Source organism: Bradyrhizobium sp. UFLA05-109 (assembly GCF_054185165.1).
In genome coordinates, this window is the sequence record NZ_JBBIAR010000050.1 from 47,254 (window position 1) to 73,757 (window position 26,504).

At 63.8% G+C, this 26,504-nt stretch carries 28 protein-coding genes and 1 pseudogene; 15 read left to right on the forward strand and 14 right to left on the reverse strand.

What is annotated here, in order from left to right; translation table 11 throughout:
* Nucleotides 1-11 precede the first annotated feature (11 nt).
* From Q3C01_RS30695 to proB, 9 genes are all read right to left on the reverse strand, one after another.
* The gene (locus Q3C01_RS30695) at nt 12-518 is read right to left on the reverse strand and encodes an RNA pyrophosphohydrolase (protein WP_458149032.1); all 507 of its coding nucleotides are present in this window, start codon (nt 516-518) and stop codon (nt 12-14) included.
* 71 nt (nt 519-589) lie between these two features.
* The gene (locus Q3C01_RS30700) at nt 590-1,801 is read right to left on the reverse strand and encodes a divergent polysaccharide deacetylase family protein (RefSeq protein WP_458149033.1); all 1,212 of its coding nucleotides are present in this window, start codon (nt 1,799-1,801) and stop codon (nt 590-592) included.
* Nucleotides 1,802-1,958: 157 nt separating this feature from the next.
* Nucleotides 1,959-3,314 carry a S41 family peptidase gene (locus tag Q3C01_RS30705; RefSeq protein ID WP_458149034.1) on the reverse strand — a complete coding sequence of 452 codons (1,356 nt, stop codon included), beginning with the start codon at nt 3,312-3,314 and terminating at the stop codon, nt 1,959-1,961.
* Nucleotides 3,311-4,630 (reverse strand): murein hydrolase activator EnvC family protein, encoded by a 1,320-nt coding sequence (locus Q3C01_RS30710; RefSeq protein WP_458149035.1) that lies wholly within the window; start codon nt 4,628-4,630, stop codon nt 3,311-3,313. Before Q3C01_RS30710 ends, Q3C01_RS30705 begins: the two co-directional genes overlap by 4 nt.
* Before the next feature lie 32 nt (nt 4,631-4,662).
* Nucleotides 4,663-5,145 (reverse strand): 23S rRNA (pseudouridine(1915)-N(3))-methyltransferase RlmH, encoded by a 483-nt coding sequence (rlmH, locus tag Q3C01_RS30715; RefSeq protein ID WP_458149036.1) that lies wholly within the window; start codon nt 5,143-5,145, stop codon nt 4,663-4,665.
* A gap of 98 nt (nt 5,146-5,243) precedes the next feature.
* Entirely contained in the window at nt 5,244-5,600 is a 357-nt protein-coding gene (rsfS, locus tag Q3C01_RS30720; protein WP_458149037.1) for a ribosome silencing factor, read from the reverse strand.
* 194 nt (nt 5,601-5,794) lie between these two features.
* Complete coding sequence (locus tag Q3C01_RS30725; RefSeq protein ID WP_458149038.1) at nt 5,795-6,445, reverse strand: nicotinate-nucleotide adenylyltransferase; 651 nt, start codon at nt 6,443-6,445, stop codon at nt 5,795-5,797.
* Nucleotides 6,446-6,461: 16 nt separating this feature from the next.
* Nucleotides 6,462-7,757, reverse strand: coding sequence for a glutamate-5-semialdehyde dehydrogenase (locus Q3C01_RS30730; RefSeq protein WP_458149039.1), 1,296 nt, complete (start codon nt 7,755-7,757; stop codon nt 6,462-6,464).
* Nucleotides 7,758-7,980: 223 nt separating this feature from the next.
* Nucleotides 7,981-9,102, reverse strand: a complete 1,122-nt coding sequence (proB, locus tag Q3C01_RS30735) for a glutamate 5-kinase (RefSeq protein ID WP_458149040.1) — start codon at nt 9,100-9,102, stop codon at nt 7,981-7,983.
* Nucleotides 9,103-9,300: 198 nt separating this feature from the next.
* Here proB and Q3C01_RS30740 point away from each other — a divergent pair, with 198 nt between their 5' ends.
* Both Q3C01_RS30740 and Q3C01_RS30745 read left to right on the forward strand, forming a co-directional pair.
* A complete protein-coding gene (locus Q3C01_RS30740) occupies nt 9,301-10,266 on the forward strand; it encodes a Bug family tripartite tricarboxylate transporter substrate binding protein (RefSeq protein ID WP_458149041.1) in 966 nt (321 codons plus the stop codon).
* A gap of 323 nt (nt 10,267-10,589) precedes the next feature.
* On the forward strand, nt 10,590-11,684 hold the full coding sequence (locus Q3C01_RS30745; protein WP_458149042.1) for an HD domain-containing protein: 1,095 nt from the start codon (nt 10,590-10,592) through the stop codon (nt 11,682-11,684).
* Nucleotides 11,685-11,845: 161 nt separating this feature from the next.
* Here Q3C01_RS30745 and Q3C01_RS30750 read toward each other — a convergent pair whose 3' ends face one another.
* Nucleotides 11,846-12,277, reverse strand: a complete 432-nt coding sequence (locus Q3C01_RS30750) for a VOC family protein (RefSeq protein ID WP_458149043.1) — start codon at nt 12,275-12,277, stop codon at nt 11,846-11,848.
* Between the two features lie 103 nt (nt 12,278-12,380).
* On the opposite strand from Q3C01_RS30750, the gene Q3C01_RS30755 reads away from it, so the two are divergent.
* The 4 genes and pseudogenes from Q3C01_RS30755 (at nt 12,381) to Q3C01_RS30770 (ending at nt 15,074) form a co-directional block, all read left to right on the forward strand.
* On the forward strand, nt 12,381-13,355 hold the full coding sequence (locus Q3C01_RS30755; RefSeq protein WP_458149044.1) for a Bug family tripartite tricarboxylate transporter substrate binding protein: 975 nt from the start codon (nt 12,381-12,383) through the stop codon (nt 13,353-13,355).
* A gap of 172 nt (nt 13,356-13,527) precedes the next feature.
* Nucleotides 13,528-13,977 carry an ArsR/SmtB family transcription factor gene (locus Q3C01_RS30760; RefSeq protein WP_458149045.1) on the forward strand — a complete coding sequence of 150 codons (450 nt, stop codon included), beginning with the start codon at nt 13,528-13,530 and terminating at the stop codon, nt 13,975-13,977.
* Nucleotides 13,978-13,988: 11 nt separating this feature from the next.
* Nucleotides 13,989-14,321: pseudogene (locus tag Q3C01_RS30765) on the forward strand (SRPBCC family protein); the annotation flags it as partial.
* A 15-nt stretch (nt 14,322-14,336) separates the two neighbouring features.
* Nucleotides 14,337-15,074 (forward strand): DUF899 domain-containing protein, encoded by a 738-nt coding sequence (locus tag Q3C01_RS30770; protein ID WP_458149046.1) that lies wholly within the window; start codon nt 14,337-14,339, stop codon nt 15,072-15,074.
* 335 nt (nt 15,075-15,409) lie between these two features.
* Here the strand turns inward: Q3C01_RS30770 and Q3C01_RS30775 are convergent, their stop codons facing one another.
* The gene (locus Q3C01_RS30775; RefSeq protein ID WP_458149047.1) at nt 15,410-16,648 is read right to left on the reverse strand and encodes a S1C family serine protease; all 1,239 of its coding nucleotides are present in this window, start codon (nt 16,646-16,648) and stop codon (nt 15,410-15,412) included.
* 203 nt (nt 16,649-16,851) lie between these two features.
* On the opposite strand from Q3C01_RS30775, the gene Q3C01_RS30780 reads away from it, so the two are divergent.
* The 7 genes from Q3C01_RS30780 to Q3C01_RS30810 all read left to right on the forward strand — a co-directional run bounded on the left by Q3C01_RS30780 (nt 16,852) and on the right by Q3C01_RS30810 (nt 21,242).
* Nucleotides 16,852-17,469 carry a hypothetical protein gene (locus Q3C01_RS30780; protein ID WP_458149048.1) on the forward strand — a complete coding sequence of 206 codons (618 nt, stop codon included), beginning with the start codon at nt 16,852-16,854 and terminating at the stop codon, nt 17,467-17,469.
* Nucleotides 17,456-17,830: a transcriptional regulator gene (locus Q3C01_RS30785; RefSeq protein ID WP_458149049.1), complete on the forward strand. Its 375-nt coding sequence runs from the start codon at nt 17,456-17,458 to the stop codon at nt 17,828-17,830. Before Q3C01_RS30780 ends, Q3C01_RS30785 begins: the two co-directional genes overlap by 14 nt.
* Before the next feature lie 30 nt (nt 17,831-17,860).
* Nucleotides 17,861-18,592 (forward strand): di-trans,poly-cis-decaprenylcistransferase, encoded by a 732-nt coding sequence (locus Q3C01_RS30790; RefSeq protein ID WP_458149050.1) that lies wholly within the window; start codon nt 17,861-17,863, stop codon nt 18,590-18,592.
* A 108-nt stretch (nt 18,593-18,700) separates the two neighbouring features.
* Nucleotides 18,701-19,108, forward strand: a complete 408-nt coding sequence (locus Q3C01_RS30795) for a Crp/Fnr family transcriptional regulator (RefSeq protein WP_458149051.1) — start codon at nt 18,701-18,703, stop codon at nt 19,106-19,108.
* Between the two features lie 142 nt (nt 19,109-19,250).
* Nucleotides 19,251-19,937: a DNA-3-methyladenine glycosylase I gene (locus tag Q3C01_RS30800; RefSeq protein ID WP_458149052.1), complete on the forward strand. Its 687-nt coding sequence runs from the start codon at nt 19,251-19,253 to the stop codon at nt 19,935-19,937.
* Nucleotides 19,938-19,986: 49 nt separating this feature from the next.
* Nucleotides 19,987-20,715, forward strand: a complete 729-nt coding sequence (locus tag Q3C01_RS30805) for an SDR family oxidoreductase (RefSeq protein ID WP_458149053.1) — start codon at nt 19,987-19,989, stop codon at nt 20,713-20,715.
* A 233-nt stretch (nt 20,716-20,948) separates the two neighbouring features.
* On the forward strand, nt 20,949-21,242 hold the full coding sequence (locus Q3C01_RS30810) for a hypothetical protein (protein WP_458149054.1): 294 nt from the start codon (nt 20,949-20,951) through the stop codon (nt 21,240-21,242).
* A 124-nt stretch (nt 21,243-21,366) separates the two neighbouring features.
* Here the strand turns inward: Q3C01_RS30810 and Q3C01_RS30815 are convergent, their stop codons facing one another.
* The 3 genes from Q3C01_RS30815 to Q3C01_RS30825 form a co-directional block, all read right to left on the reverse strand.
* Entirely contained in the window at nt 21,367-22,104 is a 738-nt protein-coding gene (locus Q3C01_RS30815) for a hypothetical protein (protein WP_458149055.1), read from the reverse strand.
* A gap of 300 nt (nt 22,105-22,404) precedes the next feature.
* Complete coding sequence (locus tag Q3C01_RS30820) at nt 22,405-22,866, reverse strand: hypothetical protein (protein WP_458149056.1); 462 nt, start codon at nt 22,864-22,866, stop codon at nt 22,405-22,407.
* Between the two features lie 988 nt (nt 22,867-23,854).
* Nucleotides 23,855-24,238: a hypothetical protein gene (locus Q3C01_RS30825; protein WP_458149057.1), complete on the reverse strand. Its 384-nt coding sequence runs from the start codon at nt 24,236-24,238 to the stop codon at nt 23,855-23,857.
* A gap of 520 nt (nt 24,239-24,758) precedes the next feature.
* Here Q3C01_RS30825 and Q3C01_RS30830 point away from each other — a divergent pair.
* A complete protein-coding gene (locus Q3C01_RS30830; protein WP_458149058.1) occupies nt 24,759-25,199 on the forward strand; it encodes a hypothetical protein in 441 nt (146 codons plus the stop codon).
* A complete protein-coding gene (locus tag Q3C01_RS30835; RefSeq protein ID WP_458149059.1) occupies nt 25,199-26,017 on the forward strand; it encodes a hypothetical protein in 819 nt (272 codons plus the stop codon). Before Q3C01_RS30830 ends, Q3C01_RS30835 begins: the two co-directional genes overlap by 1 nt.
* Nucleotides 26,018-26,504 lie beyond the last annotated feature (487 nt).

The following is a 26,504-nucleotide window of genomic DNA, read 5'->3' on the forward strand; positions in this document are numbered from 1 at the left end:
CGGGTCATGCATCAGTCGTGCGCCAACGCAGAGAATTCCTGCACCACGCGATCATAGACCGGGCGCTTGAACGGAATGATCAGCGAGGAAAGATTCTTCATCGGCTCCCAGCGCCAGGTGACGAATTCCGCCTTGTGACCGCCGCCGCCGGGGTGGGCGACGTCGATCTCGCTGTCCTTCCCGGTGAAGCGCATGGCGTACCATTTCTGGCGCTGGCCGCGGTAACGGCCCTTCCAGGCGCGGCCCGCGACCGTGCGCGGAATGTCATAGGTGAGCCAGTCGGCAACCTCGCCGAGCCGTTCCACCGAGCGCACGCTGGTCTCCTCGTAAAGTTCGCGCATGGCGGCCTCCCAGGTATCCTCACCGGGATCGACGCCGCCTTGCGGCATCTGCCAGACATGGCTCTCGTCGACATGCTCGATGCCGCCGGCGCGGCGCCCGATGAAGACCAGTCCGTCCTTGTTGAGCAGCATCACCCCGACGCAGGTGCGGTAGGGCAGATCCTCGTAACGCGTCATTCCGCCAAACCTCTCACCACTCGTGGCCGACCCTTTCGGCCCCCTGGGACCTGCCGTGCCAATCCGTTGATTCAGCTGGATTTTGATTTCAACATCGCGGTTGTCAATGGCACTAGCAGGACACCGCGCTCGGGGAGCGTCTTGATCCAGGTACCAATCCGCTCGATCGAGACGGGAAGGGCGGAGGCGGTGCCGATGGCGACGCCGCGCTCGCGGGCAATTGATTCGAGCTTGTTCAGGGCGCGGTCGATCTCGGCGCCGGTCGGCACGGCGTCGATCGCGATGTCGCCCTTGCCGAACGGCATGGCCTGGCTTGCTGCGGCCTGGGGCGCGACGCTGCGCGGCGAGGAACCGTCGTCGAAGAAGCCGAGCCCGCGCTTGGCCGCCTCGCGCACGATCGGCTGCATCGCCGCGTCAGTGGCGACGAAGCGCGCGCCCATGAAATTGGCGAGCCCGGCATAGCCCTGCATCCGGCTCAAATGCCAGTACAGCCTGTCCATGTTCTGCTCAGTGCTCAGCGAGGTCAGCAGGGTCTGCGGACCCGGATCATTGTCGGGGAAGTCGTAGGGCTCCATCGGGATCTGGAGAAAGATCTCGTGGCGCTGCGCGCGGGCGCGCTCGGCGAGCTTGCCGGGATCGGAGCCATAGGGCGTGAAGGCCAGCGTCACCGCGCCCGGCAGCTTCATGATCGCATCAGCGGTCTTGGCTGCACCGACGCCGAGCCCACCGATGACGATCGCGACAACGGGCATCTTGGCCGCCTTGGCGCGATCCGCTTCCGCCGCATAGACAGTGAACGGCTTCAGGTCGGCGGCCGCAATCGGGATCATGCCGTAGCGCGATTTCTCGAGCAGCCGCTGGTCGACACCGGACATGATGGCGGGCGCGGCGGAGGCTGGCTCGCCCTTGTCGGCAGCCTCGCTGCCGCTGCCGATCACGACGTCCTGGCGCGCACCGCTCGAGCCGTCGATGATGGTGACGGTCTTCTGGTCGCCGGGCGTCGCCTGCTTCGGCGCCGCCTTGGTCTCATGGCCCGAACTTTCGGGCGCGGCGACCGCCGGCTTGTCCTCGGCGGCCTTCTGCTCGCGGATGGCAACGCGCGTGATCGGCTCGCCGCCGAGTGGGTCCTTGTGGAAGATGGCGAAGCCGGCAAAGGTCGCGAGGAACAGGAGAAGCAGGACGGCGAGGACGTGCAGCCCCGTGAACGGCAGCCGCAGCCGACGTTTCCGGCGCGGCTTGTCCTGTCCGAGCGGGACGCTCAGATCATCGGCCGTTTCAGTCATGCGCGATCCCGAATCACTCGGCAATGACGATACCACGACGCGGTCAAGCGGCGGCAGGCCGGGGGTTTCCCGGGGGCAAGCTTCACAGCAAAAAGGGCGGCTCCAGGAGCCGCCCTTTCGAAACGTCTAGGTTGCTGTGTGGCGTCGGTTCGCCGCCTTAGTTCGCCGCTTTGGGCTTGTCAGCCGCGGCCTTGTCGGTACCCGGCGCGGGCGCCGCAGAGGCGCTGTTCTTGATGCCGTGAAGAAGGTCGTCGGCCATCTTGAGCGCCTTGTCGTCCTTGGCATCCGGCGGAACATAGGACTGCGAGCCGGTCTTCTCGTCGCCATCGTTCTTGAGGTGGCCGCGCAACGAAGCCTCGCCCTTGGTATCGGTGCGAGACTTCAACTCGTCCGGCACGTCCTGGAGCACTTCGATGTCGGGCACGATGCCCTTGGCCTGGATCGACTTGCCCGACGGCGTGTAGTAGCGCGCCGTGGTCAGTCGCAGCGCGCCGTTGCCGCTGCCGAGCGGAATGATCGTCTGCACCGAGCCCTTGCCGAAGGAGCGCGTGCCGACAATGGTCGCGCGCTTGTGGTCCTGCAGCGCGCCGGCGACGATTTCCGAAGCCGAGGCCGAGCCGCCGTTGACCAGCACGATCACCGGCTTGCCCTTGGTCAGGTCGCCCGGATGGGCGGAGCGGCGCTGGGTCTCCTCGGCGTTGCGGCCGCGGGTCGACACGATCTCGCCGCGCTCGAGGAACGAATCGGACACGGTGACCGCTTCTTCGAGAAGGCCGCCAGGATTGTTGCGGAGATCGATGATGTAGCCCTTCAGCTTGTCGCCGATCTGGGTCGAGAGATTGGCGATCTCCTTCTTCAGGCCTTCGGTGGTCTGCTCGTTGAAGGTGGTGATGCGGATATAGGCGATGTCGTCGGCCTCGACGCGCGCGCGCACCGAGCGGACGCGGATGTTGTCGCGCACCAGGGTGACGTCGATTGGATTGTCGACGCCCTTGCGGATGATCTTGAGCTTGATCTTGGTGTTGACGGGGCCGCGCATCTTCTCGACCGCCTGGTTCAGGGTCAGGCCCTGCACCGCCTCGTCGTCGAGATTGGTGATGATGTCGTTGGCCATGACACCAGCGCGCGAGGCCGGGGTGTCGTCGATCGGCGAGACCACCTTGATCAGGCCGTCCTCCATGGTGACCTCGATGCCGAGGCCGCCGAATTCGCCGCGGGTCTGCACCTGCATATCACGGAAGCTCTTGGCGTCCATGTAGCTGGAGTGCGGATCGAGGCCCGAGAGCATGCCGGAGATCGCCGATTCGATCAGCTTGGTGTCGTCGGGCTTCTCGACATAGTCGGAGCGCACGCGCTCGAACACGTCGCCGAACAGATTGAGCTGGCGATACGTGTCCGCGGTCGCGGCGCGCGCGCTCGAACCCATGAACACCGCGCGCGGCTGGGTCACGAACAGCGTCAGCGCCGCGCCGGTGGCCGCGCTGAGGAGGATAACTGAAGTCTTGCGCATCATCCGCGAACCTTCTCGCCTTCATTTGCGGCCCACCATGGGCCTGGATCGATTGGAGTGCCGTCTTTACGGAACTCGACATAGAGCACGGGTTGACTCGCATTGGTGGCGAGAATGGAGGCGACTTGGGATGTCGACCCCATGATCGCGACCGGCTCCCCCGTGAGCACGAACTGTCCGATGTTTACCGAAATGCGCTCCATCCCGGCGATCAGGACATGATACCCGCCCCCCGCGTTAAGGATCAAGAGTTGTCCATAGCTGCGGAAGGGGCCGGAATAAACCACCCAGCCATCACACGGCGTCGTGACCTGGGAGCCAGGCCGACTTGCCAAAGAAATGCCCTTTTGCACGCCGCCGACGCCGTCGGAACCGCCAAAATCCCTGATCTTGGTACCGTTGACGGGCAGCGGCAGTAGGCCCTTGGCCGAGGCGAAGGCGATCGCAGGGCTGGTCCGGGAACGGTCCTTGAAGGTGGCCGGCCCCGGCTTGGCGTTGGCGGCCGCCTTCGCCTCGGCCTGCTTTGCAGCCTCGGCCGCCTTGGCGGCGCTTTGCAGGTCCTGCTCCATCTTGGCAATCAGGCCCTGGAGGTCGCCCACCTGCCTGGAGAGCGTGATGGCACGCGCGTTCTCGGCATCGAGGTCCATTTCCCGCGAGGCCTGCTGGCGCTGCCGCTCGTCGACGAGGGCGGCAAGCCGCGTCTGATCGTTGCGGACCTTGTCGCGGTCGGCGGCGAGCTGGTCGCGTTCGGTTGCTATGGTCTTGCGCAGGGCCACGAGCTCGCCGAGCTCGCTTGCGAGCTTTTCGGCGCGGACACGCAGTTCCGGAACCACGGCGCCGAGCAGCATCGCAGTGCGCAACGATTGCAGCGCGTCCTCGGGTCGCACCAAAAGCGCGGGCGGCGTCCGTCGGCCGGCGCGCTGGAGCGCAGCCAAGACCTCCACGATGTCGGCGCGCCGCGAATTGAGCGAATTGCGCATCTCCTGCTCGCGCCCGTTGAGCGCGGTCAGCCGTGATTCGGCATCGCCGATCTTGGTCTCGACGGCGCGTACATTGGCGGCCGTGTCGATCAGTTGCTGGTTGAGCTGGGTGCGGTCCTGGCCGAGCGAGGCGATCTCGGCCTTCAGCTTGGCCTGTGCTTCCTCGGCACTCTTCTGCCGCTGCCGCGCCGCCTCGAGCTCCTGCTCGCGCTGCTTGATCGCATCGGCCGAGACTTCGGCAGTCTGCGACGCAGGCGTTGCAGTCTGCGCTGCCGCCGGTGCAAGTTGGCTGCCGGCAAAGCCTGCGATCAGCAACAGGTTGAAAAGCTGAGCCTGCATCGCGTCGGAAAAAGTGCTCGTTGAGGCGCGAATCACGCGCGATGATAGGGATGGCCGGCCAGGATGGTTGCGGCCCGATAAAGCTGTTCCAGAAGCATGACGCGGACCATTTGGTGCGGCCATGTCGCCGCGCCGAACGCGATCACGAGCTTGGCCTTACGGCGCAATTCGGGCGAAAGTCCGTCCGCCCCGCCGATGACGAATATTGTATGCGCGCTACCCTCGTCGCGCCAGCGGCTGAGATTCCGTGCGAATACGGTCGAATCGAGATTTTGCCCGCGCTCGTCGAGCGCCACGATCACCGACTTGTCGGGAATATGCGAACTGATGGCCGCGGCCTCTTCGGCCATGCGCGCTGCGGTATCGCGCGCGCGGCTTTCCGGAATTTCATGAATGGCGAGCTCGCGGAAACCAAGCTTGCGGCCGACCTCGTCGAACCGCTGGAAATAGCGATCGGCAAGCTCCCGTTCGGGGCCCTGCTTCAGTCGGCCAACCGCAATGACTGCAACACGCATGACGTCGTAAGAGCCGCGTTTTCAACCCGCGCGCACAACGCGCGCGCACGACGCTAGCATGCGCGTCAGCCGATTCGAAATCGGCCTCTTTGAGCCCTCTAGATCGCCTTCGCCGCCCCAGGGCCCTGCGTGTACAATCTCTCGAGATTGTAGAACTCACGGACCTCGGGTCTGAACACGTGCACGATCACATCGCCGGAATCGATCAGCACCCAGTCGCAATTGGGCAGGCCCTCGACATGGATGTTCTTGACGCCGGTTTCCTTGAGGCTCTTCGTGACGTTTTCCGCGATCGCGCCAACGTGCCGGTTGGCCCGGCCCGTGGTGACGATCATGTAGTCGGAGTACGCCGATTTGCCGCGAAGGTCGATGGTGACCGTCTCTTCCGCCTTCATATCCTCGAGGCGGGAGAGGATCAGGCTCAGCGTCTTGTCGGCGTCGGGTTGCGCCTTCAAGGCCGCAGCTTGGGTCGATGTTTTACGCGTAGGCTTAGCAACCTTGGGTAAAACAGACTTGGACAATACAGATGTGGCCAGGGACCATTCCTTTCACTGTATCGCGAACGCCGAATCCGGCACTCACTGGTTACACTACATCATGTGGGGTTAAGGGTTTCAATATGCCAGAGCCTGTTTCCCGCACCACGTCCTCACGCCTCATCGGCCGCCTTCCAGCTCCCATCCGGGTTCCGCAAGGTGGTGGACGACAGGCTGAGCTTCAGCCCGGTGAGGAAGACCCATGCCGGCGCCCGCCGGTCCGCGAGTCGCGCCGCCTCGTTCTCGGGCAGGCGGTAATGGGCTAGCGCTCGGGCAGCGGGCGAGGCGAGGGCGCGAAAGCTTTGCGGCGGGCGGTCGATGACCGCCATCGGCACCTGGCCCGCGATGCGCTGCCAGTCCTGCCATCGATGGAATTGCGCGAGGTTGTCGGCGCCCATGATCCAGACAAATCGCAAGCCGCTTGCGCGGCGGCGCAAGAAGTTGATCGTGTCGATAGTGTAGCGCGTACGGATGACGGATTCGAGACAGCTCACCTCGATGCGCGGATCATCAGCAACGTCGCGCGCGGCCTTCATCCGCTCGCCCAGTGCGTGCAAGGCGCCGTTCTCCTTCAGCGGATTGCCTGGCGTCACCAGCCACCAAACGCGATCAAGCTTGAGACGCGTGAGCGCGAAGCGGCTGATCGCGCGATGCGCGTGATGCGGCGGATTGAAGGAGCCGCCGAGCAGCCCGATGCGCATGCCATCGGTGTAAGGCGGCAACGCTTGCGCCACGAAGCGCGGCACGACGAAATGGTTGCTCAATGCCCGCCCTGCGAGGTCACGGCCGCGTCTGTCCGGTGCCGTGGACGCGGTACTTGAAACTCGTGAGCTGCTCGGCACCGACCGGTCCGCGCGCGTGGAATCGGCCGGTGGCGATTCCGATCTCGGCGCCGAAGCCGAACTCGCCGCCATCGGCGAATTGCGTCGAGGCGTTGTGCAGCACGATCGCGGAATCGACTTCGCTCAGGAATTTTTTCGCGGCGGCTTCATCCTTGCTCACGATCGCATCGGTGTGGTGCGAGCCGTGATTCTGGATATGCGCGATCGCGCCGTCGACGCCGTCGACGACTTTTGCCGCGATGATTGCGTCGAGATATTCGGTGTCCCAGTCGTCCTCGCTGGCAGCTTTGACGCGCGCATCGGTACCTTGCACCACCTCGTCGCCGCGTACCTCACAGCCGGCGTCGATCAGCAACTCGATGAGTGGCTTCAGGCTCTTCGCGGCGCCTGCGCGATCGACCAGCAGCGTCTCGGCCGCGCCGCAGACGCCAGTGCGGCGCATCTTGGCATTGAGCACGATCGACTTCGCCATCTCGAGATCGGCGCTCGCATCGACATAGACGTGGTTGACGCCTTCGAGATGCGCGAACACCGGCACGCGCGCTTCCGCCTCGACGCGCGCGACCAGGCTCTTTCCCCCGCGTGGCACGATCACGTCGACGGCGCCGTTCAGGCCCGCAAGCATCATCCCGACCGCCGCGCGGTCGCGTGTCGGCACCAGCGTGATCGCAGCCTCAGGCAGCCCTGCCTCGCGAAGACCCTGCACCAGGCATTGATGGATCGCGCGGCAGGAGCGGAAACTATCGGAGCCGCAGCGCAGGATCACGGCATTGCCGGATTTCAGGCACAGCACGCCGGCGTCGGCCGCGACATTGGGCCGGCTCTCGAAGATCACGCCGACGACGCCAAGCGGCACGCGGACGCGCTCGATGGTCATGCCGTTCGGCCGTTGCCAGCTCTCGGTGACGACGCCGACGGGATCGGCAATGCCGCGCACGATGGCGATGCCCTCGGCCATTGCCTCGACGCGCGCGGGCGTCAACGTGAGACGGTCGATGAAGGCGCCGGTCGCGTCGCCGCTGCTGCGGGCCTCGGCCACGTCCTCGGCATTGGCCGCGAGAATGGCCGCCGCGTTCTTGCGGATCGCCCGCTCCATGGCCTCCAGCGCCCGGTTCTTCTGCTCCGCCGGCGCCAGCGCCAACACACGCGCCGCAGCGCGGGCTTGGGCGGCAAGATCGGTCATCAGCGCCTGGAGATCGGCAGTGCCGTCGAGGGCTTTGAGGGGGGCGGCCATGAGTTCAACCTTCTGCTAAGGCGGTGTCCTAGCACGGAAATCCCGCATTTGCGAAGGCCGGGGAGGGTATGGCTGGTACCCCGATGACAGGCGTTGGCTGGGCCAATGGCCTAACCGCGGCGTCATGGCCGGGCTCGACCCGGCCATCCCGCGTTCTTGCCGGCCCGAAAGAACGTGGATGCCCGGGACAAGCCCGGGCATGACGGCTCGCCTGCCTTTGGGGCTACCCGCCCACCACCAGATCGTCGCGGTGAATCATCTCGGACCTCCCGCTGATGCCGAGGATGGCCATTACGTCCGGCGAGGAGCGACCCTTGATCCGCTCGGCCTCGTCGGCGTCATAGGCGATCAGGCCACGACCGATCTCGCGCATATCGGGACCGCGCACGATCACGGCATCGCCGCGGGCGAATTGGCCCTCGACCTTGATCACGCCCGCCGGCAACAGGCTCGCGCCGGCGCGAAGCGCAGCGACCGCGCCGGCGTCGATGGTCAGCGTGCCTTTCGGCTCCAGCGAGCCCGCGATCCAGCGCTTTCGCGAGGTCACGGGATTGGCAGGCGTGAGGAACCAGGTGCAGCGACCACCATCGGCGATCGCCTGCAAGGGATGCTCGATCTTGCCGGAGGCGATCAGCATATGCGTGCCGCCGGTGGTCGCGATCTTCGCGGCCTCGACCTTGGTGCGCATGCCGCCGCGCGACAATTCGGATTCGGCGTCTCCTGCCACGGCCTCGATCTCCGAGGAGATGCTATCGACAACCGGAATCAGCTTTGCGTTCGGATTGTTCTTCGGCGGCGCGTCGTAAAGCCCGTCGATGTCGGACAAGAGCACGAGCAGGTCAGCGCTCGCCATGGTGGCGACGCGCGCGGCAAGACGATCGTTGTCGCCATAGCGGATTTCGTTGGTTGCAACCGTATCGTTCTCGTTGATGACCGGGATCGCGCGCCACTCCAGGAGCTTGCCAATGGTCGAGCGCGCGTTGAGATAGCGGCGGCGCTCCTCGGTGTCCTGGAGCGTCACCAGAATCTGTCCAGCGCCGATGCCGTGGGCCCCTAGCACCTCCGACCAGATCCGCGCCAGCGCGATCTGGCCGACGGCGGCTGCGGCCTGGCTCTCCTCGAGCTTCAGCGGGCCGCGCGGCAGCTTGAGCCGGCTGCGGCCGAGCGCGATCGAGCCGGAGGAGACGATCAGGACGTCGCGCCCCTCGCGGTGCAGCTTTGCGAGGTCGGCCGCGAGCGCCGCGAGCCAGGGCGCGCGCACTTCGCCGGCGTCGGAATCGACCAGCAGGGCTGAGCCGACCTTGACGACGATGCGGCGGAATTGACTGAGTTCGGGGCTGGCCATGGGCGCGCTCTAGAACGATCTGCTCTGCATTTGGGAAGCGGCGGAGCGAAAGAGGCGGCGCCGGTGAGGCCTGCTTTTGCAGCAGGACGATGGCCGGCGCAAGGCGGGGCTGCGGGTAATGGGGCTAGTCAGCGTTAACGGCCTTGTCTGCCGCGGCGGCACCTGTCTAATGCGCCCGGATACGAGGGAGGACACGCAATGGATCGCCGCGACTTCATCGCCGGATGTCTCGGGTTGCCGCTGCTGGCGCGGGCGGGCGGAGCGCAGGCGCAGGCCGGGCTGACCAAGATCATCTTCCCGTTTGCGGCGGGCGCCGGCGGCGACACGCTGTGCCGGCTGATCGCACAGGAGATGGCGCCGGCGTTGCAGAAAACCATCGTCGTCGAGAACCGCACCGGCGGTGATGGCCTGATCGGCATCAAGGCAGTGAAGGGTGCCAATCCCGACGGCAGCATGGTGCTGGTGACGACGGGGCCCACCATGTACCTGCTGCCGATGGTGGAGACGACGCCGACCTTCGATGCGGCAAAGGACTTCATGCCGGTGTCGCTGCTGGCGCGCTTCGAGTTCGCCGTCGTGATCGGACCCGCGATCGCAGCCAGCAATTTCGGCGAGTTCGTCGCCTGGCTGAAGGCGAATCCGGACAAGGCGACGTTCGGCGTGCCCAGCAATGGCACCATCCCGCATTTCATGGGCTCCAAGATGGAGAAGGACCTCGGCATTGCCCTGAGCCGTGTGCCCTATCGCGGCAGCGCGCCGATCCTCAACGACCTCGTCGGCGGCCACGTGCCGTTCGGCATCACGACGCTGGCGGACGCGCTGCCGCAGCATCGTGCCAAGGGCGTGACGATCATCGCTGTCTCAAGCGCCGAGCGTTCGCCGTTCGCGCCGGATGTTCCGACGCTAAAGGAGAGCGGCATCGATCTCGTCGCAGACGCCTGGTACGGCATGTGGCTTCCCGCCGGCAGCCCGCCGGAGTTTTCGCGCAGACTCAGCGCGGCCGCGAGCGCCGCGCTCGCCAAGCCGGAGGTGAAGGAGAAGCTCACCGCGATCGGGCTCATTCCCGTCGGCAGCACGGCGGAGGGGCTCACTCAGGAGCTGGCCGCGAACACGGCATTCTGGCAGCCGATCGTGAAGGCGACGGGGTACAAAATCGAGAATTGAGCCGCACCAAGAGCACCAGCACTCCGTCGTCATGGCCGGGCTTTCGCGGGTGATGACGGCCGAGAGCGTCGGCATCCCGCGCGCTCTCTTCGGCCGACCTGTCGAATGGCTTCGACGACTGCCGGGCTACTTCGCATGGGGTTGTTTTCGATGTTTTTGGTCGGCCGCCAGCAACCTCGGACCGAATCCCTCAAATTTGAACAAACCCCGCAGGTTCCCGTTCAGCACGCGCATTAAGGGCCGGAGAACCTGATGCCGCTAGAGTGGTGCGGTCGAGCGCAGTGCTCTTTTCAGTTGCCCGTTCAGTTGCTTTTGGGGAAGCCATGACCGCCTCAGCCAAACCCGCCGCCAAACGCAGGCTCCTGCTGGCCTCCGACCGCAGCGACCAGAGCAGCGAGCTTGCCCATATCCTGCAGTCCGTCGGCGAGGTCGCAACGGTCTCGACCCAGGAGATCCCCGAGCAGCCGGCGCGCGATCTCTCCGGCATCGTCGTCGACATCAATTTGCGTTCGCCCGAAAGCGTGCAGCGGGTGCGCAACAAGCTGCGCGGCGATGCCTACCGCTCCATGCCGCGGCTGTTCGTGCTGGCGGATGCGCTGCATCACGGCACCATGCAGGCATGGGCACTGGGCGCCACCGATACGATCTCGCGGCCACTGCAGCCCGAAGCCATTTTGCAGCGCATTCGCGCCGCGTTCCCGGACACCACCACCTACGACTCCAGCGATCGCGGCAAGACGCTGAACCGCGGCGTCGAGGCGGCGCATGGCGTGCTGGCGAAAATGTTCGAGAAACTGCCGCTCGGCGTGCCCCTGACCTTCGATGACGTCGCCGCCGCAGAGAGCAAGATCCTGAAAGCGATCAAGCATTCCTCGCTGCGCGAGTGGCTCACCACCGTCGGCTGCCACCATGTCGGCAGCTACCGGCACTGTCTGTTCGTCACCGGCTTTGCAGTCGCCTTCGCGCAGCATCTCGGCATGCGCGAGGACGACCAGCGCCGCCTGACCCGTGCCGCCTTGCTGCACGACGTCGGCAAGGCCTTCGTGCCGGCACAGCTGCTGGACAAGCCCGGCAAGCTCACCGACGAGGAGATGGACGAAGTCCGCCAGCATCCGCGCCGCGGCTATGAGGCGCTGGCCGAGCAAGGCGGTTTCCCGCCGGAAATGCTCGATGTGGTGCTGCACCACCACGAGTTCCTCGACGGCAGCGGCTATCCGAACAAGCTCTCCTCGAACCAGATCAGCGACATCGTGCGCCTGACCACCATCGTCGATATCTACGCCGCGCTGGTGGAGAAGCGTGCCTACCGCATGCCCTTTACCCACTCCCGCGCCTTCGCGATGCTGGAGGGCATGGGTGGCAAGCTGGACCAGCAGCTCGTGCAGGCCTTCCGCCCGGTGGCGCTCGGATCGTTCTGAAGACACATTCTCCGCTGTCGTAGGGTGGGCAAAGGCGCATAAGCGCCGTGCCCACCACTTAGGTCCAGATTAGCGGAAAGAGGGTGGGCACGCTTCCGCCTTCGCTCTTCGAGCTACGGCGGACAAGTCGCTTTGCCTACCCTACGGCCGCGTGCGATCGGTCACTCACGATCTTCCTCACCGCCGTCCTCATACGACGAAATCTCGATCAGGCTGCCGTCCGGATCGCGGCAATAGACCGAGCGGAGCGTGCCGCGGGCACCCTGCTTGGCCACCGGGCCTTCCTCGATCGCGACACCATGCGCCATCAGATGCGCCACCACCTCGTCGGGCGTGGCCGCGGTGAGGAAGCACAGATCCTCGCTGCCGGCAGTCGCATGGTCCGCGGTGAACCACTCCACCTTGTCGGAATCGCGCGGCCGGACGTTGATCTTCTGGTTGCCGAACTGAAGCGAGGTCCGCGGCGCTTTGCCGCCGCCCGGGTCGAACACCCTCACTTCCATGCCGAGGATTTTGCGGTACCACTCGGCGGTGCGCGCGACGTCTGCGACGTTGATGACGAGGTGATCGAGGGCTCGAACCTTGACGGACATGCCTTATCCTTTCGTCGCGATGCAGGTAGCGCACTTCTCGTCGCTGGCGCGCTTTGTTACAACGCGCTGCCTTCAAGAACAACAAACTGGGAGAAGACTTCAGATGATCACACGCCGCACTGCGCTGGGCCTGCTCGCCGCCAGTCCGCTTGCAACGGCGCCGCTCTCAAGGGCCTTTGCGGCGGATTATCCAACGCGGCCGGTGAAATGGGTCGTCGGCTATCCGCCGGGAGGCGCTACCGACATCCTGGCGCGGCTGATCGGCCAGCGGCTCTCGGAAAAGTTCGGCCAGCAATTCGTGATCGAGAACAAGCCCGGCGCCGGCAACAACATCGGCACCGAGTCCGTCGTCAACGCCGAACCCGACGGCTATACGTTGCTGCTGGTCAATCCGGCCAACTTCATCAACGCTTCGCTCTACGCCAATCTCAAGTTCAACTTCGCGCGCGATATCGCGCCGGTTGCCTCGTTCCAGCGCGTGCCGAACGTGATGACCGTGAACAAGGACGTGCCGGCTAAAAACGTCGCCGAGTTCATCGAATATGTGAAGGCCAATCCCGGCAAGGTGAACATGGCCTCTTCGGGCAACGGCACCTCGGTGCATCTGTCCGGCGAGATGTTCATGGCGATGACTGGCTGCAAGATGCAGCACGTCCCCTATCGCGGCGCGGCGCCCGCGATCACCGACATGCTCGGCGGCCAGGTGCAGGTGATCTTCGACAACATGCCCTCGATCATCCAGCACATCCGCGCCGGCTCGCTGCGCGCTCTCGGCGTCACCACAGCTGGTCGCTCCTCGCAATTGCCCGACGTGCAGGCGATCGCGGAGACCGTCCCGAACTACGAGGCGAGCGCGCTGTTCGGCATGGGCGCGCCGAAGAGCACGCCGAAGGAGATCATCGCCAGGCTCAACGGCGAGATCAACGCGATCATGAAGGAGCCCGACATGACCAAGCGCCTGGTCGAGCTCGGCGGCGAGCCGCTCGTGCAGACACCGGACGCGTTCGGCGACATGATCAAGGCTGAGACCGACAAGTGGAAGAAGGTCGTCGAGTTCGCCGGCCTGAAGGTCGAGTAGCGATCTCGGCTAGCGCATGACGATGCTGACGAAGCCCCGTCGCGAGGCGGGGCTTTCTTCATTTGCGGTTCCGGAACCGGTTTCCAAGCGGGCACGCGATCACGCACTCGTGCGGACCTCCAGATGCGCGTTCCCGCTTGACCGGAGCCCGCATCCACTTATACTAAACCATATGGTTAAGTATAAGGACGAGACGCTGGACCGAACCTTTGCGGCGCTGTCCGATCCGACGCGGCGTGCGCTGCTGGCACGGCTCGGCGAGGAGGACGGCCTGTCGGTGAGCGAGCTGGCCGCTCCGTTCTCGATCTCACTGCCCGCGATCATGAAGCATCTCGAGGTGTTGTCGGATGCAGGTCTGATCGTGCGGGAGAAGTCCGGTCGCACGGTCGCCTGCCGGCTCACCGCGCAGCCGATGGAGCCGGCGATGAATTGGCTCAATCGCTACGCGCGCTTCTGGTCCGACAATCTCGATCGCCTTGCAGCTTTTGTGGAGGAAGACCCATGGCCGTCAACCAAGCAGCCGCAGCCCGCACCGGCGAACGCCCAAGCCTCACCCTCACGCGCAGGCTCCGCGCGAAGCCGGAAAGGGTCTACGCCGCGTGGACGCAGGCAGAGCAGCTAGCGCAGTGGTTCGGGCCGCCAAACATGAAGCCCGCGACGGTGCGGGCCGACCTCGACGTCCGCACCGGCGGCCGCTACCGGATCAGCTTCACCCGCGACGACGGCGAATATTTCGAGGCCGGCGGAATCTACCGCGAGGTCGTGCCGAACGAGCGGCTGGTGTTCTCTTGGGCCTGGCACTCGACGCCGGAACGCGAGTCGCTCGTCACCATCTCGTTCAAGCCCGACAACGGTGGCACGCTGATGATCTTCCATCACGCCCAGTTCTTCGACGAAACCGCACGCGACAACCATCAGCGCGGCTGGAACTCGTTCTTCGACAAGCTCGACGCCTTCGTCGCCTGATCAACGGAGTTCATCATGCAGCAACATCAGATCGTTTCCCGCCAAGAGTGGATCGCGGCGCGCAAGGCGCATCTGGCGCATGAGAAGGAGTTCAGCCAGGCGCGCGAGCGTCTTGCGGAGGAGCGCCGCAACCTTCCCTGGGTCAAGCTCGACAAGCCCTATGTATTCGATGGGCCGGCCGGCAAGATCACGCTCGCCGAGCTCTTCAAGGGGCTTCCGCAGCTCGTCGTGCAGCACGTCATGTTCGCGCCCGACTGGGAGGCGGCCTGCAAGAGCTGCTCGTTCTGGGTCGACGGCTTTGAGCGCATGGTGCCGCATCTGGCCGCGCGCGACACCACCATGGTCGCGATTTCGCTCGCGCCCGTCGCCAAGCTCGAAGCGTTCAAGAAGCGCATGGGCTGGACGTTCGACTGGGTGTCCTCGGGCGGCAATGACTTCAACCACGACTATGGTGTGACGTTCACGCGCGAAGAGATCGACAAGGGCGAGCCGAAATACAATTTCGGAACCACGCCGTTCTACGGGCCCGAGTTGCCCGGCATCAGCGTGTTCTTCCGCGACGAGGCCGGCACCGTGTTCCACACTTACTCGTGCTTTGCCCGCGGTCTCGACATGATGAATGCGGCCTACCAGTATCTCGATCTCACCCCGCTCGGTCGTCACGAGGAAGGCCTGCCCCATCCGATGCACTGGGTACGCCTGCGCGACGAGTACCAGCCCGATGCGGCGAAGGCGGGGTGTTGCCACAACTAAGGTGATTTGCTTGCGCGCATCCATAGCCAGGTGCCGTAGGGTGGGCAAAGGCGCGAAGCGCCGTGCCCACCATCTCTCCTGAATCGCGACCAAAGTGGGGGCACGCTTCCGCCTTCGCTCTTCGAGCTACGGCGGACAAGTCGCTTTGCCCACCCTACGACTCTGAATTGGTCGGGTCGTTCGATCCACACTGATGCTGTCATCGCCCGACTTGATCGGGCGATCCAGTATTCCAGAGGCAGCGACGAATACGGAAAGGCCGCGGCGTACTGGATTCCCCGCTTTCGCGGGGAATGACAGCGAAGATTGACGAGGCAGTGTGCCTCGCACAGCACCTATCGCTTCGCGTCGGCCTCTTCCGTTGCGGTGCAGGTGATCAGCATGGTGTAGGCCCGGGCGTTGCCGGCGATCTCGGCGGTCTTGAGCTCGCCCTTGGGCTCCGCCGTCTGGTACGGCACCACGCTGTTATCGAGAAAATCGCGCAGCGCGCCGGTCTTTATCGCGAAGTTGATATTCTCCGTCAGCTGGCCGGTTTCCCGGATCATTTTCAGCGCGTTGAGCTTGGAAACGACGACGCCGGCCAACTGGCCGGATGTGTCGAACAGTGGCCCGCCACTGTTGCCCGGCTGAATCGCCGCGCTGATCTGCAAACGGCGAGTGTCGTTTCTGATTCCACTGAGCGAGCTCACGATGCCAGTCGTGACCGTCAGGTCGGACGTAAGATAGCCGTGAAGGGGAAAACCGATCGCGACCACCGAATCGCCCGACTTCATCGAGCGGTCTCTGATCCTCGCAAAGTCCTTGAAGGTTGCGGTGGTTGGCGCCTGGAGCAGCGCCAGGTCGTTATAGGCGTCGCGCGATACCACGCGAAGGATCATGGCCGATTCGCCCGAGAGATTGCCCTTGATGTCTCCGACGCAGCCGTCGATCACATGGTTGTTAGTGACGACGTGCCCGCCGGCGCTGACCACAAAACCCGTGCCGCTGACATCGAAGGTCTTGCTTGGCTTGCCGCTTGGCGGCGCCGGCTTGTCACCCGCTGCTGGCTTCGCGGCGAGCTTGGTGAAATCGCCCGCCTTGTCGAGCCCATCGGCTTTCACCCGGGTGACGCAGGTGGCGAGCGCCGCGATCAAGGGCGCCGTCGAGGTCAACTGAAATTGCAACGCGTTGCGACCCGCGGTCGCTACCATCAGGCTCGCCTTCTGGAACATGCGCGTCACGTTCGGCGGCATGATCGCCGTGAGCATGTTCGGCGCGTTGGCCGTCGCAAACAGCCGAGCCTGCTCCTGTCCGTCGAAGATCACGTCGATCGCGGCATTCTCGCCCTTGGTGAACTTGAAGCTGGGACTCGCAAAGCTCAGGAGCCACGAGCCGGCGACGTTATGCCCGACGACGAGGCTGACGCCATTGGCGTAGGGCGCAGTCGCCGCACAATGCGAGAATGCGCCGGTCTGCTCGTTACTGAAGGCGCCGCCGATCCAGTTGCCCATCGAAACCGAACCGAACGGCCCCGCGGCATTGGCAAACCCGACAAGAATGACATGCAGCACGCACGCCGCTGCCCACTTCAACATTGCAAAGCCCCCGGAACGCTTTTCGTGCGGCACCTTACCTGTCCGACCCGTCCTGGCGCAACCGGCAGTTGTCTGGCGCCGACCATCGCCCAGTCGGATCACGGCGCCCTTGCTTTTACTTTGCAGTACGGTATACTTTGCATTACAAAGTGAACGATGCCCCGAATTGGGGGGTGAGGGTGGAGCGAGGCTCGACGTTGCAGATGCGCGAACTCGACAAAGCGCTGGCGGATATCGGGGCGATCCGCAGCCAGATCGCAGCCGGCACCGCCTTTCGCGGCTACGGCCCCGCGACGATGGTCGCAACCGGCGCGCTCGCGCTGATCACCACGATCCTGCAATATTGGCTTATCGACGATCCGACCACCCAGCCGCTCGCGTTCTTCCTCGGCTGGGGGCTTGCGGCGGGCCTCTCGGGCTTCGTCATCTGGATCGAGATGCGCGCGCGCTCGCGCCGCCATCACTCCGGTCTTGCCGACGTCATGATCCACCAGGCGATCGAGCAGTTCCTGCCGGCCGGCGTCGCCGGCGTGCTGCTCGCGGTGGTGCTGTGGAAGTTCTCGGCCGAGACGCTCTGGCTGTTGCCCGGCCTGTGGCAGATCCTGGTGTCGCTCGGCATTTTCGCCTCGGTCCGCTCGCTGCCACGCAGCGTGGCGCTGGCGGGAGCCTGGTATTTCGTGTCGGGCTTCGCGGTCGTTGTGCTGGCGAGCCAGACCCGCACGCTCTCGCCCTGGACCATGGGGCTGCCCTTCGTGATCGGGCAGTCGCTGATGGCCGGCATTCTCTACGTTGCGTCCGGAGACCATGATGTCGAAGACTGAAAACGCGCCCTTCTCCTATGAAGGGCTCGATCGTGTCATCCATGAAAAGGCAAGGCTCGGCCTCCTGACCTCGCTGATGGCGCATCCGAAGGGACTTGCCTTCGCCGATCTCAAGCAGCTCTGCGGGCTGACCGACGGCAATCTCAGCCGACATCTCGCCGTGTTGCAGGAGGCTGGCCTTGTCGAGGTGACCAAGGGCTACGAAGGCAACCGTCCCCACACCTCCTGCCGGCTGACCAAGGCCGGCCGCCGCCGCTTCCTCGATTATCTCGCCGTGCTCGAGCGCCTCGTGCGCGATGCCGCCAAGGCGGCCGGCCGCGAGGCGCCGCCGCTCGGCCGCCTCGGCATCATCTCGACCTGATCATCCCATTTTTTGACTGGAGACTTTGCGATGCAAAGTGACGTCACGCAGGCAAACGAAAAGCTTCACGTGGGCATCATCATGGACGGCAACGGACGATGGGCGACGCGGCGCGGCCTGTCGCGCATCCGTGGCCACGAAGCCGGCGTCGAGACGATCAGGCGCATCATCGAAGCAGCCCCCAAGCAAGGCATCGGCACGCTGACGCTCTATGCGTTCTCGACCGACAACTGGCGCCGGCCCAAGGCCGAGGTCGCAGCCTTGATGACGCTGCTCCGCTTCTATCTCGCCAATGAGGTGCCGAGCCTGGTCAAGAACGGCGTGCGGCTCTCGGTGATCGGCCGCCGCGATCGCCTGCCCGAGGGCATTGCCACGGCAATCGCGGGCGCTGAGCGCGCGACCGCCCACGGCAACGCGCTGCATTTGCGCATCGCCGTCGATTATTCGGCGCGCGACGCCATCCTCAATGCCGCCGCGAAGGCGGCTGCGTTGACGAGCCTCACCCGCGAGGCCTTTTCGCAACTCGTCACCGGCGAAGCGTCCTTGCGCGACGTCGATCTCATTATCCGCACCTCTGGCGAAAAGCGGCTGTCGGACTTCCTGCTGTGGGAAGGCGCCTATGCCGAGCTGCATTTCACCGAGCGGATGTGGCCCGAATTTGATGCCAGCGATCTCGCCGAGGCGCTCTCCTCGTTCCACCGCAGGGAGCGCCGCTTTGGTGGCTTGCAGGCCTTGCCGCTAGAGCCCGCACCGAGCCTGTGATGCGATGCGGCATAGCCGCTGATCCCGAAAAGTTGAGCGGGCTCGCCGCTGTTATCCCTTCGACGCCGACCGCGTCGGTGCCTAGTCTGACGCGGACGGGATATCAACATGCGCGCTGTGCTGGACCATTGCAGAGGTGGAACGCGGCAGCGGGTCGCGACCGGCACGCTGATCCTCACCGAGGGCGGTGCCTCCGGGCACCTCTATGTCCTGTTGGAAGGCAAGCTCGAGGTGATTAAGGGCGACACCGTGGTCGCAACCATCGCCGAACCCGGTGCCGTGTTCGGCGAGATGTCGGTGCTGCTGCAACAACCCCACACCGCCACAGTGCGGGCCTGCGTCGATTCCGTCATCTACGAGTTCGACGATGCCGCCTCGTTCCTGATTCAGGAGCCCGAGGTCGCGTTGATGCTCGCGCGCATGCTGGCGCAGCGGCTCAATGTCGCCAACACCAGTCTCGCCGATCTCAAGCGCCAGGCTGCCGGGCAGGGCAACCACGTCGCGGCGCGGCGCTGATGAGTTGATCGACCCTGCGGCAGCGAGCATGCAGCTCAGTGATGACCCGGGCAGCGCGTCGGCTGCAACTGTCGGGCATCGCAGGGCTGGACCTTCCCAGTGAAGTCTGATGTCGTAGCGCGGCCTCATGGCAGGTGACCGCATGACCTCGTTCAAGACCATTCGCGCTCGGGCCGAGAAGCGCAAGGGCGGGCCCAGGCAGCTGGAGAAGTTGCTGCCGGCGAAGCCCGATGCGAAGGCGCTCGCCAAACTGCCCGACGATCGTATCCTCGCGGAGATGTCGAAGCGGGTGTTTTGCGCCGGCTTTGCCTGGAGCGTGATCGATTCGAAATGGGACGGCTTTGAGCAGGCCTTCCTGCACTTCCAGCCGGCCAAGCTGAGCTTTCAGCCTGAGGATTATTGGGAAGGCCTGATGCGCGACGCCCGCATCGTGCGCAACGGCGCAAAGATCCTGTCGGTGCGCGAGAACGCCGCCTTCGTGCAGGAGATCGCAAAAGAACACGGCAGCTTCGGAAAATTCCTGGCAAAATGGCCGGCCTCGGACGAGATCGGCCTGCTCGATCTCCTCACCAAGCGCGGAAGCAGGCTCGGGGGCAACACCGGCCAGATGCTGCTCCGCTTCGTCGGCTGGGACGGCTTCGTCACCTCCAAGGACGTCGTCGCGTGCCTGCGCGATGCCGGCCTCGACATCGCAGAAGAGGTGAAGTCGAAGGGCGATCTCGCCAAGGTACAGGCGCAGTTCAACGCCTGGGCCAGTGAGACTGGCCTGCCCTACATGCACCTCTCGCGCATCTGCGCGTTATCGGTCGGGGAAAACCGCGGGGAGTGACGATTGCCGGGCAGGCGCCCGACGAAGCGCCCAACAAGGAGGAATGTCCATGGCAGGAGATCTGGACGGCAAGGTTGCCGTCGTGACGGGGGCTGCGTCGGGCATTGGCCTCGCGACCACCGAGGCAATGCTGGCCGCAGGCGCGCGCGTGGTGCTGGTCGACCGAGATGCAGCGGCCCTGAAGGCCATTTGCAACAGGCACGGCGACGCGGCGATCCCGCTCGTCATCGACTTGCTGAACCCGACGGACTGCGCCACGCTGCTGCCCCGCGTTCTGGAGAAGACCGGTCAGCTCGACATCCTGCATGCCAATGCGGGCACGTATATTGGCGGCGACCTCGTCGATGCCGATGGCGCCGCGATCGACCGGATGCTGAACCTCAATGTCAACGTCGTGATGAAGAATGTCCACGACGTGCTGCCTCACATGATCGAACGCCGGACAGGCGACATCATCATCACGAGCTCGCTCGCGGCCCATTTTCCGACGCCTTGGGAGCCGGTCTATGCATCGTCCAAATGGGCGATCAATTGCTTCGTCCAGACGGTGCGGCGCCAGGTGTTCAAGCACGGCATCCGCGTCGGATCGATTTCGCCCGGTCCCGTCATCACCGCACTGATCGCGGACTGGCCGCCGGAGAAGCTGAAGGACGCGAAGGCCTCCGGAAGCCTGCTCGAAGCCAGCGACGTCGCCAACGTGGTGATCTTCATGCTGACGCGGCCACGCGGCATGACCATTCGCGACGTGGTCATGCTGCCGACCAATTTCGATCTCTAGACGCGTCTTGAGGATGCAACCGCCCCAGCGTGTTGGATCACGTGCGACTGCAATCTCGATGTCGCCCCAATCATGCCACGAGCGCGGCGGCCGCAATCGGTCGCGTGGACATGGAAGCGCGGGGAACAATTGCGCGCGCGGTCTGTTCGGGAGTCTAGGCCGGGGCGGGTGCTGGAACAAAGTCCGCCACGGCCACGCCGGGGAAAACAGACAAGCGCGAAATGGAGCGGCTCATGAAGCTCAATCCCATCCAGGTCAAGGAGACCATGAGACAGTTGGACGCCCAGGTGCTTCCCGACGGACACCCGGCCGTACCTCAGCTCAACAGCCTGTTCGGAGACCATACGTTCTTCGTCGACGAGAGCGGATTGAAAGTGCTGGAGCCCACCGACTCATCCGAGATGGAGGGCAGGACCGGCGAAGTCGTCAGTCTTGCTGACTGGAGCGATCCGGAGCTGACCAGCCTCAGGGCGCATGAGCCGGAGCCCACCGGCGTGATCGTGGTGTTCGAGCCGAGCAAGCATTGAGCGAGGCCTTGAGGTAGGCGCGGCGGCGCCTACGGATTGCGGGCTGAAGGGGTCTCGGCGCGCGAACTACAGGCGTCGCGCCGTTGCGGGGAAGCCAATCCGGCCAAACCCAGGCTCATGTCGATCAGTGCCCCGGGTCCATTTCCCAGACGCCATTGGGATTGACGTATTCGTGTCCGTCCGGGTAGCGACGATCCGCGACGTGCTTCAAGACGTACCTCTGCGCTCCAGCCGCGTTGCGCGAGAATGTGTGTCCGGCTTCGAGCGGCGGCCGGGTCTGCCACAGATGAATGTTGAACTCGAACAGCACCCACGCGGGCCCGGCATCGATTCCTGCGTCGGCGACACAGCCATCCGCCAGTCCGAATTGCACCATGCCGAAAGAACACAACCGGCCGCGCTCGCGATACGGAACCTGCACCACGAGGGCCTGGAACAGCCCAGCCGGTAGTTCGGCGCCAAGCAGCGCATCCCAGCGCTTCCAATCATGGCTCAGGCCGGAGTAATGCACGCGCACTGCGAGGCCGCCAGCTTTTCTCACTGCGGCGGCCAAGATCCTGAGATGCTCTTCCACTCCCGGACCAGTGTCTGTCACGACGAGTTGCACCACCGACTTGTGAGCGGCGATCCTGTCCATCGTGTTGCGATCGAGTGAGCGTCCTGCGCCGATCCACATCGCATTTGCGAGAGCTGGGTCGTGCGGCATGACGTCGAAGGCGGCATGTACGCGACGGTCGGCACTGAACATGTCGGGGCCGGACACGACCACAGCAGGGCCATTGGCTTCAGCAAAGTCCGCGAGGAACGCGGTCCGGTCCGGCCACGGTCCCGGGATATCAAGTACTATGCCTGTTTGCGTCATCTCGGCCTCAGTTGCGCGTGAGCAGGTAGATGCTAGAACTCCCGACAGCACGAACGCGGCTATCAGCCTGCTGCAGATAATCGAGACTGCCCAATTGTGTGTCTTGGCAAGCTTGCTGGGAGGGGACATGGTCGACGGCATGTGATCTGCTACCTGGCAACCGGCGACGGAAGATAGCCGACTGGGATGTTGTCGCGGGCAAGGAACTGTCGGGTTCAAGCCGAGCGTTGAGAATTTGGCTAGTTGAGTTTCTGATCGAAAAGAATGCGGAAGGCCTTGCGGCTGGGACGAGCCGACGGCTCAATTCGGGCATTTCTCAAAGAAGCTTGCCCGTTCGATTTGCGGCAGGCCTTCAAATTGAACACGAATGATTTCGATCCGCGTGCCGACCTTTTGAAAGACAAGACGCACGCCGTCATATTCATGTTGAGAAGCGGCCTTGCCGTCTGATCTGGTGACCGTCGCGGCCCGCAGGGCTATCCTGATTTTCTTGCTATCAATGATTGACGATTCAAGAACTTCATGGACTGCAGTAACTAATGCCTCGCCTTTATTCTCTTGAATTGTCGCTGTGGCGCTTCCCTCGCCCGGTGCAGCAAAAGATAGCTTGGAGCCTCCCGGATCAGAAATTGCTTTGCTGCAATTTGGTGACCATGTTCCCAAAAGCCCGAATTCCTTCAAGGCGCCTTTGATGTCATCGCCAAACGCTGGAGCGGAAAGCGTACTGGACGCCAGGACAGTCGCGACAAAGATGCGGCGCATTAGTCTCATCTGTACACACGACCCCCATGCGAAAAGCTGTGACGTTGAGCGCCTAGAGAACCATGCAGGAGCACCCGTGTGTCAAGGCAGAACGTCTCGTCCGGCTACGACTTTGAAGACATATACGGGTACTCGCGGGGCCGTCCGCGTCGGAAATCAAGTCTTTGTATCGGGTACGACGGCCCGCCCGCCGCAACCAGACGGCGACGCTTATGTGCAAGCCAAGGTCGCGTTGGCGATGATAGCCGACGCGCTGGCCAAGGTCGGCGCAGGAATGCGGCACAGCTAGTTCTTTGAGACTAGTCGTTTATCTCTAACTCTGATGTCCGGCTTGGCGTCGGCAAGGCGCAATGGAATTCTCGGCTGGCACGACCGTATTGGCCGTGCGTCCGAACAGGAGCCGACGACAATGATTTTCCGTGCGTTCTGCCTTTCATCACTCGTTGTGAGCGCATTGGTCGGCGTCGCGCATGCCGACAGCAACCCCGCGAACAACTCTTTGCCGATCATCATCGGTCCGCTGCCTCCAGTGCATATCGGCCCTCCACCGCTGCCGTGGTCGCCGCCACATATCCCTGTCGATCCGGTGCCGATACATCCGGTGCCGATACATCCGTGGCCGCCACTTCCGACGCCGCATCCGACGCCACAACCGATTATTCCTGGTCAGGGGTGTGTGCCGACACCAGGTACAGCCTGCCCGCTCTGAGGCAGGCACGGTCCGCTCGCGCCTATGCGCACGTCGCCGAACAGACGAGCCAAGTCTGGCGCTGAGGATCGTCCTTGCTGTGGCGGCGCTTCAGGACGGGCGCGCCGGGATCAAAAAGCGACGCTAGAACTCGCTGGCAAATGATCAATCCCCCAGCGGCCTAGCGCAGCGGAAGCCAACTGATGGGTCGTGGATTTGGAAGGTCTTGCGAGGTCGCGCTCGCGGGTCAAACCCAGCAATCGCCTTCTTCACCGGCCCGTGCCGTGTCCAGGGCTGCGGTCAGAAGAGCCGGTAGTTGCATTGAAAGTACTGAAACAGGTCGATGACCTCGGCCGCATGGTGCTGATTGAGGTCGGCGATTAGCGCGTTGATCTCATTGGGTCCCGCGAACTCTGCACCATAAGAACCATCGTTGTTCTTTTCGATGCGGCCGACGCCCGGCAAGGATCGCACGAAAGCGAGCGCGCGTGCCTCGTCTCTGGCTGTTGGCCTGAACCCGATCTTCGCGCTGTTGCAGGGCGGATTGTTGGCGATCGCCGGATTTGCGGAAAGTGATGAAGACCAGGCGCAGGCGAGCAAGAGGAAAACCGAACCCCAGGCCGCCGGCCGAAACAAGGTCCCCGATCGCGCCTGTGAAAGATCGTCGCCGATAGACTCGTTCACTCTGGTCCCCCCGCAATCCCTGACCCGGCAGCAACATGCTTCCGCTGCCAGCCTTGGTCGCAGCTAGTGCTTTTCGGGTTCAAAGAGCCGGACGCCTGGCAAACGCCGCGTAAGCTCGCGCTGCGACGCCTGGTCCAACTGGTCATGTCATTCTAGTCCAGGCGCGTTCGGCATGAAGGCGAAAAGGAAGAATTCCATCGAACCACAATAGCGTCCAGGCCTACGAAGGCGCATCTGCACGAACCAGGGGGCGTGAGACGTGCGATCGTCGGAAGGTGCCTTTCAAGGCGTGGGCGCGATAGAGGATTCGTATGGCGCAGCGCTGCCGGTCGCCTCGGCGGCTGTCAAAACGCTGACGGCTCGACGCTGCGAGATTGCGCCAAGATCGATGCGTCGGGCCAAGTGCAGCGACCAAACTGGCTTTTCATCGCGTGGCTCGGCGCGGTAACGTGGCGATGTCGTCAATCATTCTACTCGTGAATAAGGTGAGCTAAGGAACGTGAAATTCATGCGATGCCCGATGGCTATGATTGCCTTGATCCTTGCATTCGCTACGGCCAACCCTGCACAGGCCGTCGAACGAAAGATCCCGCAACTTTTGGGAATGCTGACCGAAAGCACCTATCCGGAGTTTGAGCAGTTCGTCGACGATCACGTCAACAAGGTCATCGCCCTGAAAATCACGATTGAACGCTCCAGCTCCGACGCCGCCCCGCTTCAGGCAAGTGCGGACGACGGACAATTGGTCGTATACCTGAAGTCTACGCCGGACGAGCCAAGCGAGTCCGAGATCGTCGCGGGCAAGGATTTCTCCTATCGCAACGGCTCCTACCTTCTGGACGGGCTTTTCATCGTCAAGAACGGCGGAATGCATCAAGGAGTCGTATCGTACAGCCTTCGGAAGACCAAGCCCGATCCCTCGATCAAGCTTGAACAGATCGAGCTAGGAAAGAAGAGCTGATGAATCGCGATCGAGATCGCTGCCGCGGATTGTGGCAATTGTTGAGTTTCATGATCGTCTTTGCAGCTCCGACGGTGGTGCTGGCAGAGCCTGCTTTGCTCTCGGGCACGATCGGCAAGGCGCCGGTGATGCTGAGCCTCACCAATGACAACGGCAAGTTACACGGCTGGTATGTCTACCTGCGCGTCGGAAAGCAGATCAGGCTCGAGGGAAAACTGAATGCCGACGGCGCATTCACGCTCGAAGAGTTTCCCCTGGACGATCCCAAGCAACAGAAGAGCACCGGCGTTTTTGCCGGTACGGTCGCGCAAGGGCGTTGGACAGGGCTATGGCACAAGCCCGAAGGCGGATCTGAGGTGAGTGTCGATCTCGGTGAGAACCACTCAACGCTCGCCAATTCGAATATCGATTTGAGTTGTGCGGCGACCAAGACCGACAAGCGTTTCGGTTACACCTACAAGTATACGCTTGCGCTCGCCTTGGCCAACGGAGCCATGCGCAAGTTTTCACTCGCGCAGAAATCAACCTCCAGGTCTGGCGTGGACCAGGGCTGCATGATCGACCTCGGCGATCTCAAGCCCATCAAATCCGACGTGGGCTTCCTGCTTGGGACCGGCGACCTCGCTGAGGACGGAACGCCGCGGTGCACGATCCGCCTCATCGAGGTCGGCAATTATCTGTTTGTCCGGATCGGCGACGTCACGGCGGGGCGCAACGATTGTCGCGGCGGTGACGAAGTGATGTATTGCAGCCCGCGCCAAGACTGGGCCGACATGATCGTCGACCGGAAGTCCTCGGTCTGTCAGCCGGTGGAGTGATGCTCGGCAGGCAAGCGGAGTTGTGTTGTTGTTTCGGAGATGCGTCCATGAGACCAGTGGTCAAGCTCGCAGTCAGCTTCGGGATCATCGCCGCAGCCTGGATACCTATAGCTTGACGACCCGCTACGACATTCCATTTGGTGAGTTTATCATCGGCTGCGCCGGCAGTGCCGTCGGTGCGGTCATGATTCTCATCGCGCTCGTGCAGGGCCTCAGGGCGGATTAGCGAAACGCAATCCGCCCTTCCGCAGCCAAGCGGCAGCACTCCGCGCGCATCCGCGGTTGCTTTGTCGGGAAAAATCGTAGAGTGGCGCGCCACGGACGATGAAGATGGGCACTATTGCCTCGCCGTGGCGCTATGATGTTGCAACCCGCGAAGCGCTGAGATCGGCAAGCACGCGAAGCCCCGCGATCTTACGCTACGCGTCATGCGCTCCCCGGTATCGCAGGGTGGTTCGTGTACCCTTCGACAGCGTCCCTTTTCGAT

Bases quoted from the DNA above. Each gene is read 5' to 3' on its own strand.
- Q3C01_RS30695 (WP_458149032.1), bottom strand. From the start codon at position 518: ATGACGCGTTACGAGGATCTGCCCTACCGCACCTGCGTCGGGGTGATG.
- Q3C01_RS30700 (WP_458149033.1), bottom strand. From the start codon at position 1,801: ATGACTGAAACGGCCGATGATCTGAGCGTCCCGCTCGGACAGGACAAG.
- Q3C01_RS30705 (WP_458149034.1), bottom strand. From the start codon at position 3,314: ATGATGCGCAAGACTTCAGTTATCCTCCTCAGCGCGGCCACCGGCGCG.
- Q3C01_RS30710 (WP_458149035.1), bottom strand. From the start codon at position 4,630: ATGCAGGCTCAGCTTTTCAACCTGTTGCTGATCGCAGGCTTTGCCGGC.
- rlmH (WP_458149036.1), bottom strand. From the start codon at position 5,145: ATGCGTGTTGCAGTCATTGCGGTTGGCCGACTGAAGCAGGGCCCCGAA.
- Q3C01_RS30730 (WP_458149039.1), bottom strand. From the start codon at position 7,757: ATGGCCGCCCCCCTCAAAGCCCTCGACGGCACTGCCGATCTCCAGGCG.
- proB (WP_458149040.1), bottom strand. From the start codon at position 9,102: ATGGCCAGCCCCGAACTCAGTCAATTCCGCCGCATCGTCGTCAAGGTC.
- Q3C01_RS30740 (WP_458149041.1), top strand. From the start codon at position 9,301: ATGGATCGCCGCGACTTCATCGCCGGATGTCTCGGGTTGCCGCTGCTG.
- Q3C01_RS30745 (WP_458149042.1), top strand. From the start codon at position 10,590: ATGACCGCCTCAGCCAAACCCGCCGCCAAACGCAGGCTCCTGCTGGCC.
- Q3C01_RS30750 (WP_458149043.1), bottom strand. From the start codon at position 12,277: ATGTCCGTCAAGGTTCGAGCCCTCGATCACCTCGTCATCAACGTCGCA.
- Q3C01_RS30755 (WP_458149044.1), top strand. From the start codon at position 12,381: ATGATCACACGCCGCACTGCGCTGGGCCTGCTCGCCGCCAGTCCGCTT.
- Q3C01_RS30760 (WP_458149045.1), top strand. From the start codon at position 13,528: ATGGTTAAGTATAAGGACGAGACGCTGGACCGAACCTTTGCGGCGCTG.
- Q3C01_RS30770 (WP_458149046.1), top strand. From the start codon at position 14,337: ATGCAGCAACATCAGATCGTTTCCCGCCAAGAGTGGATCGCGGCGCGC.
- Q3C01_RS30775 (WP_458149047.1), bottom strand. From the start codon at position 16,648: ATGTTGAAGTGGGCAGCGGCGTGCGTGCTGCATGTCATTCTTGTCGGG.
- Q3C01_RS30780 (WP_458149048.1), top strand. From the start codon at position 16,852: ATGCGCGAACTCGACAAAGCGCTGGCGGATATCGGGGCGATCCGCAGC.
- Q3C01_RS30785 (WP_458149049.1), top strand. From the start codon at position 17,456: ATGTCGAAGACTGAAAACGCGCCCTTCTCCTATGAAGGGCTCGATCGT.
- Q3C01_RS30790 (WP_458149050.1), top strand. From the start codon at position 17,861: ATGCAAAGTGACGTCACGCAGGCAAACGAAAAGCTTCACGTGGGCATC.
- Q3C01_RS30795 (WP_458149051.1), top strand. From the start codon at position 18,701: ATGCGCGCTGTGCTGGACCATTGCAGAGGTGGAACGCGGCAGCGGGTC.
- Q3C01_RS30800 (WP_458149052.1), top strand. From the start codon at position 19,251: ATGACCTCGTTCAAGACCATTCGCGCTCGGGCCGAGAAGCGCAAGGGC.
- Q3C01_RS30805 (WP_458149053.1), top strand. From the start codon at position 19,987: ATGGCAGGAGATCTGGACGGCAAGGTTGCCGTCGTGACGGGGGCTGCG.
- Q3C01_RS30810 (WP_458149054.1), top strand. From the start codon at position 20,949: ATGAAGCTCAATCCCATCCAGGTCAAGGAGACCATGAGACAGTTGGAC.
- Q3C01_RS30815 (WP_458149055.1), bottom strand. From the start codon at position 22,104: ATGACGCAAACAGGCATAGTACTTGATATCCCGGGACCGTGGCCGGAC.
- Q3C01_RS30820 (WP_458149056.1), bottom strand. From the start codon at position 22,866: ATGCGCCGCATCTTTGTCGCGACTGTCCTGGCGTCCAGTACGCTTTCC.
- Q3C01_RS30830 (WP_458149058.1), top strand. From the start codon at position 24,759: ATGGCTATGATTGCCTTGATCCTTGCATTCGCTACGGCCAACCCTGCA.
- Q3C01_RS30835 (WP_458149059.1), top strand. From the start codon at position 25,199: ATGAATCGCGATCGAGATCGCTGCCGCGGATTGTGGCAATTGTTGAGT.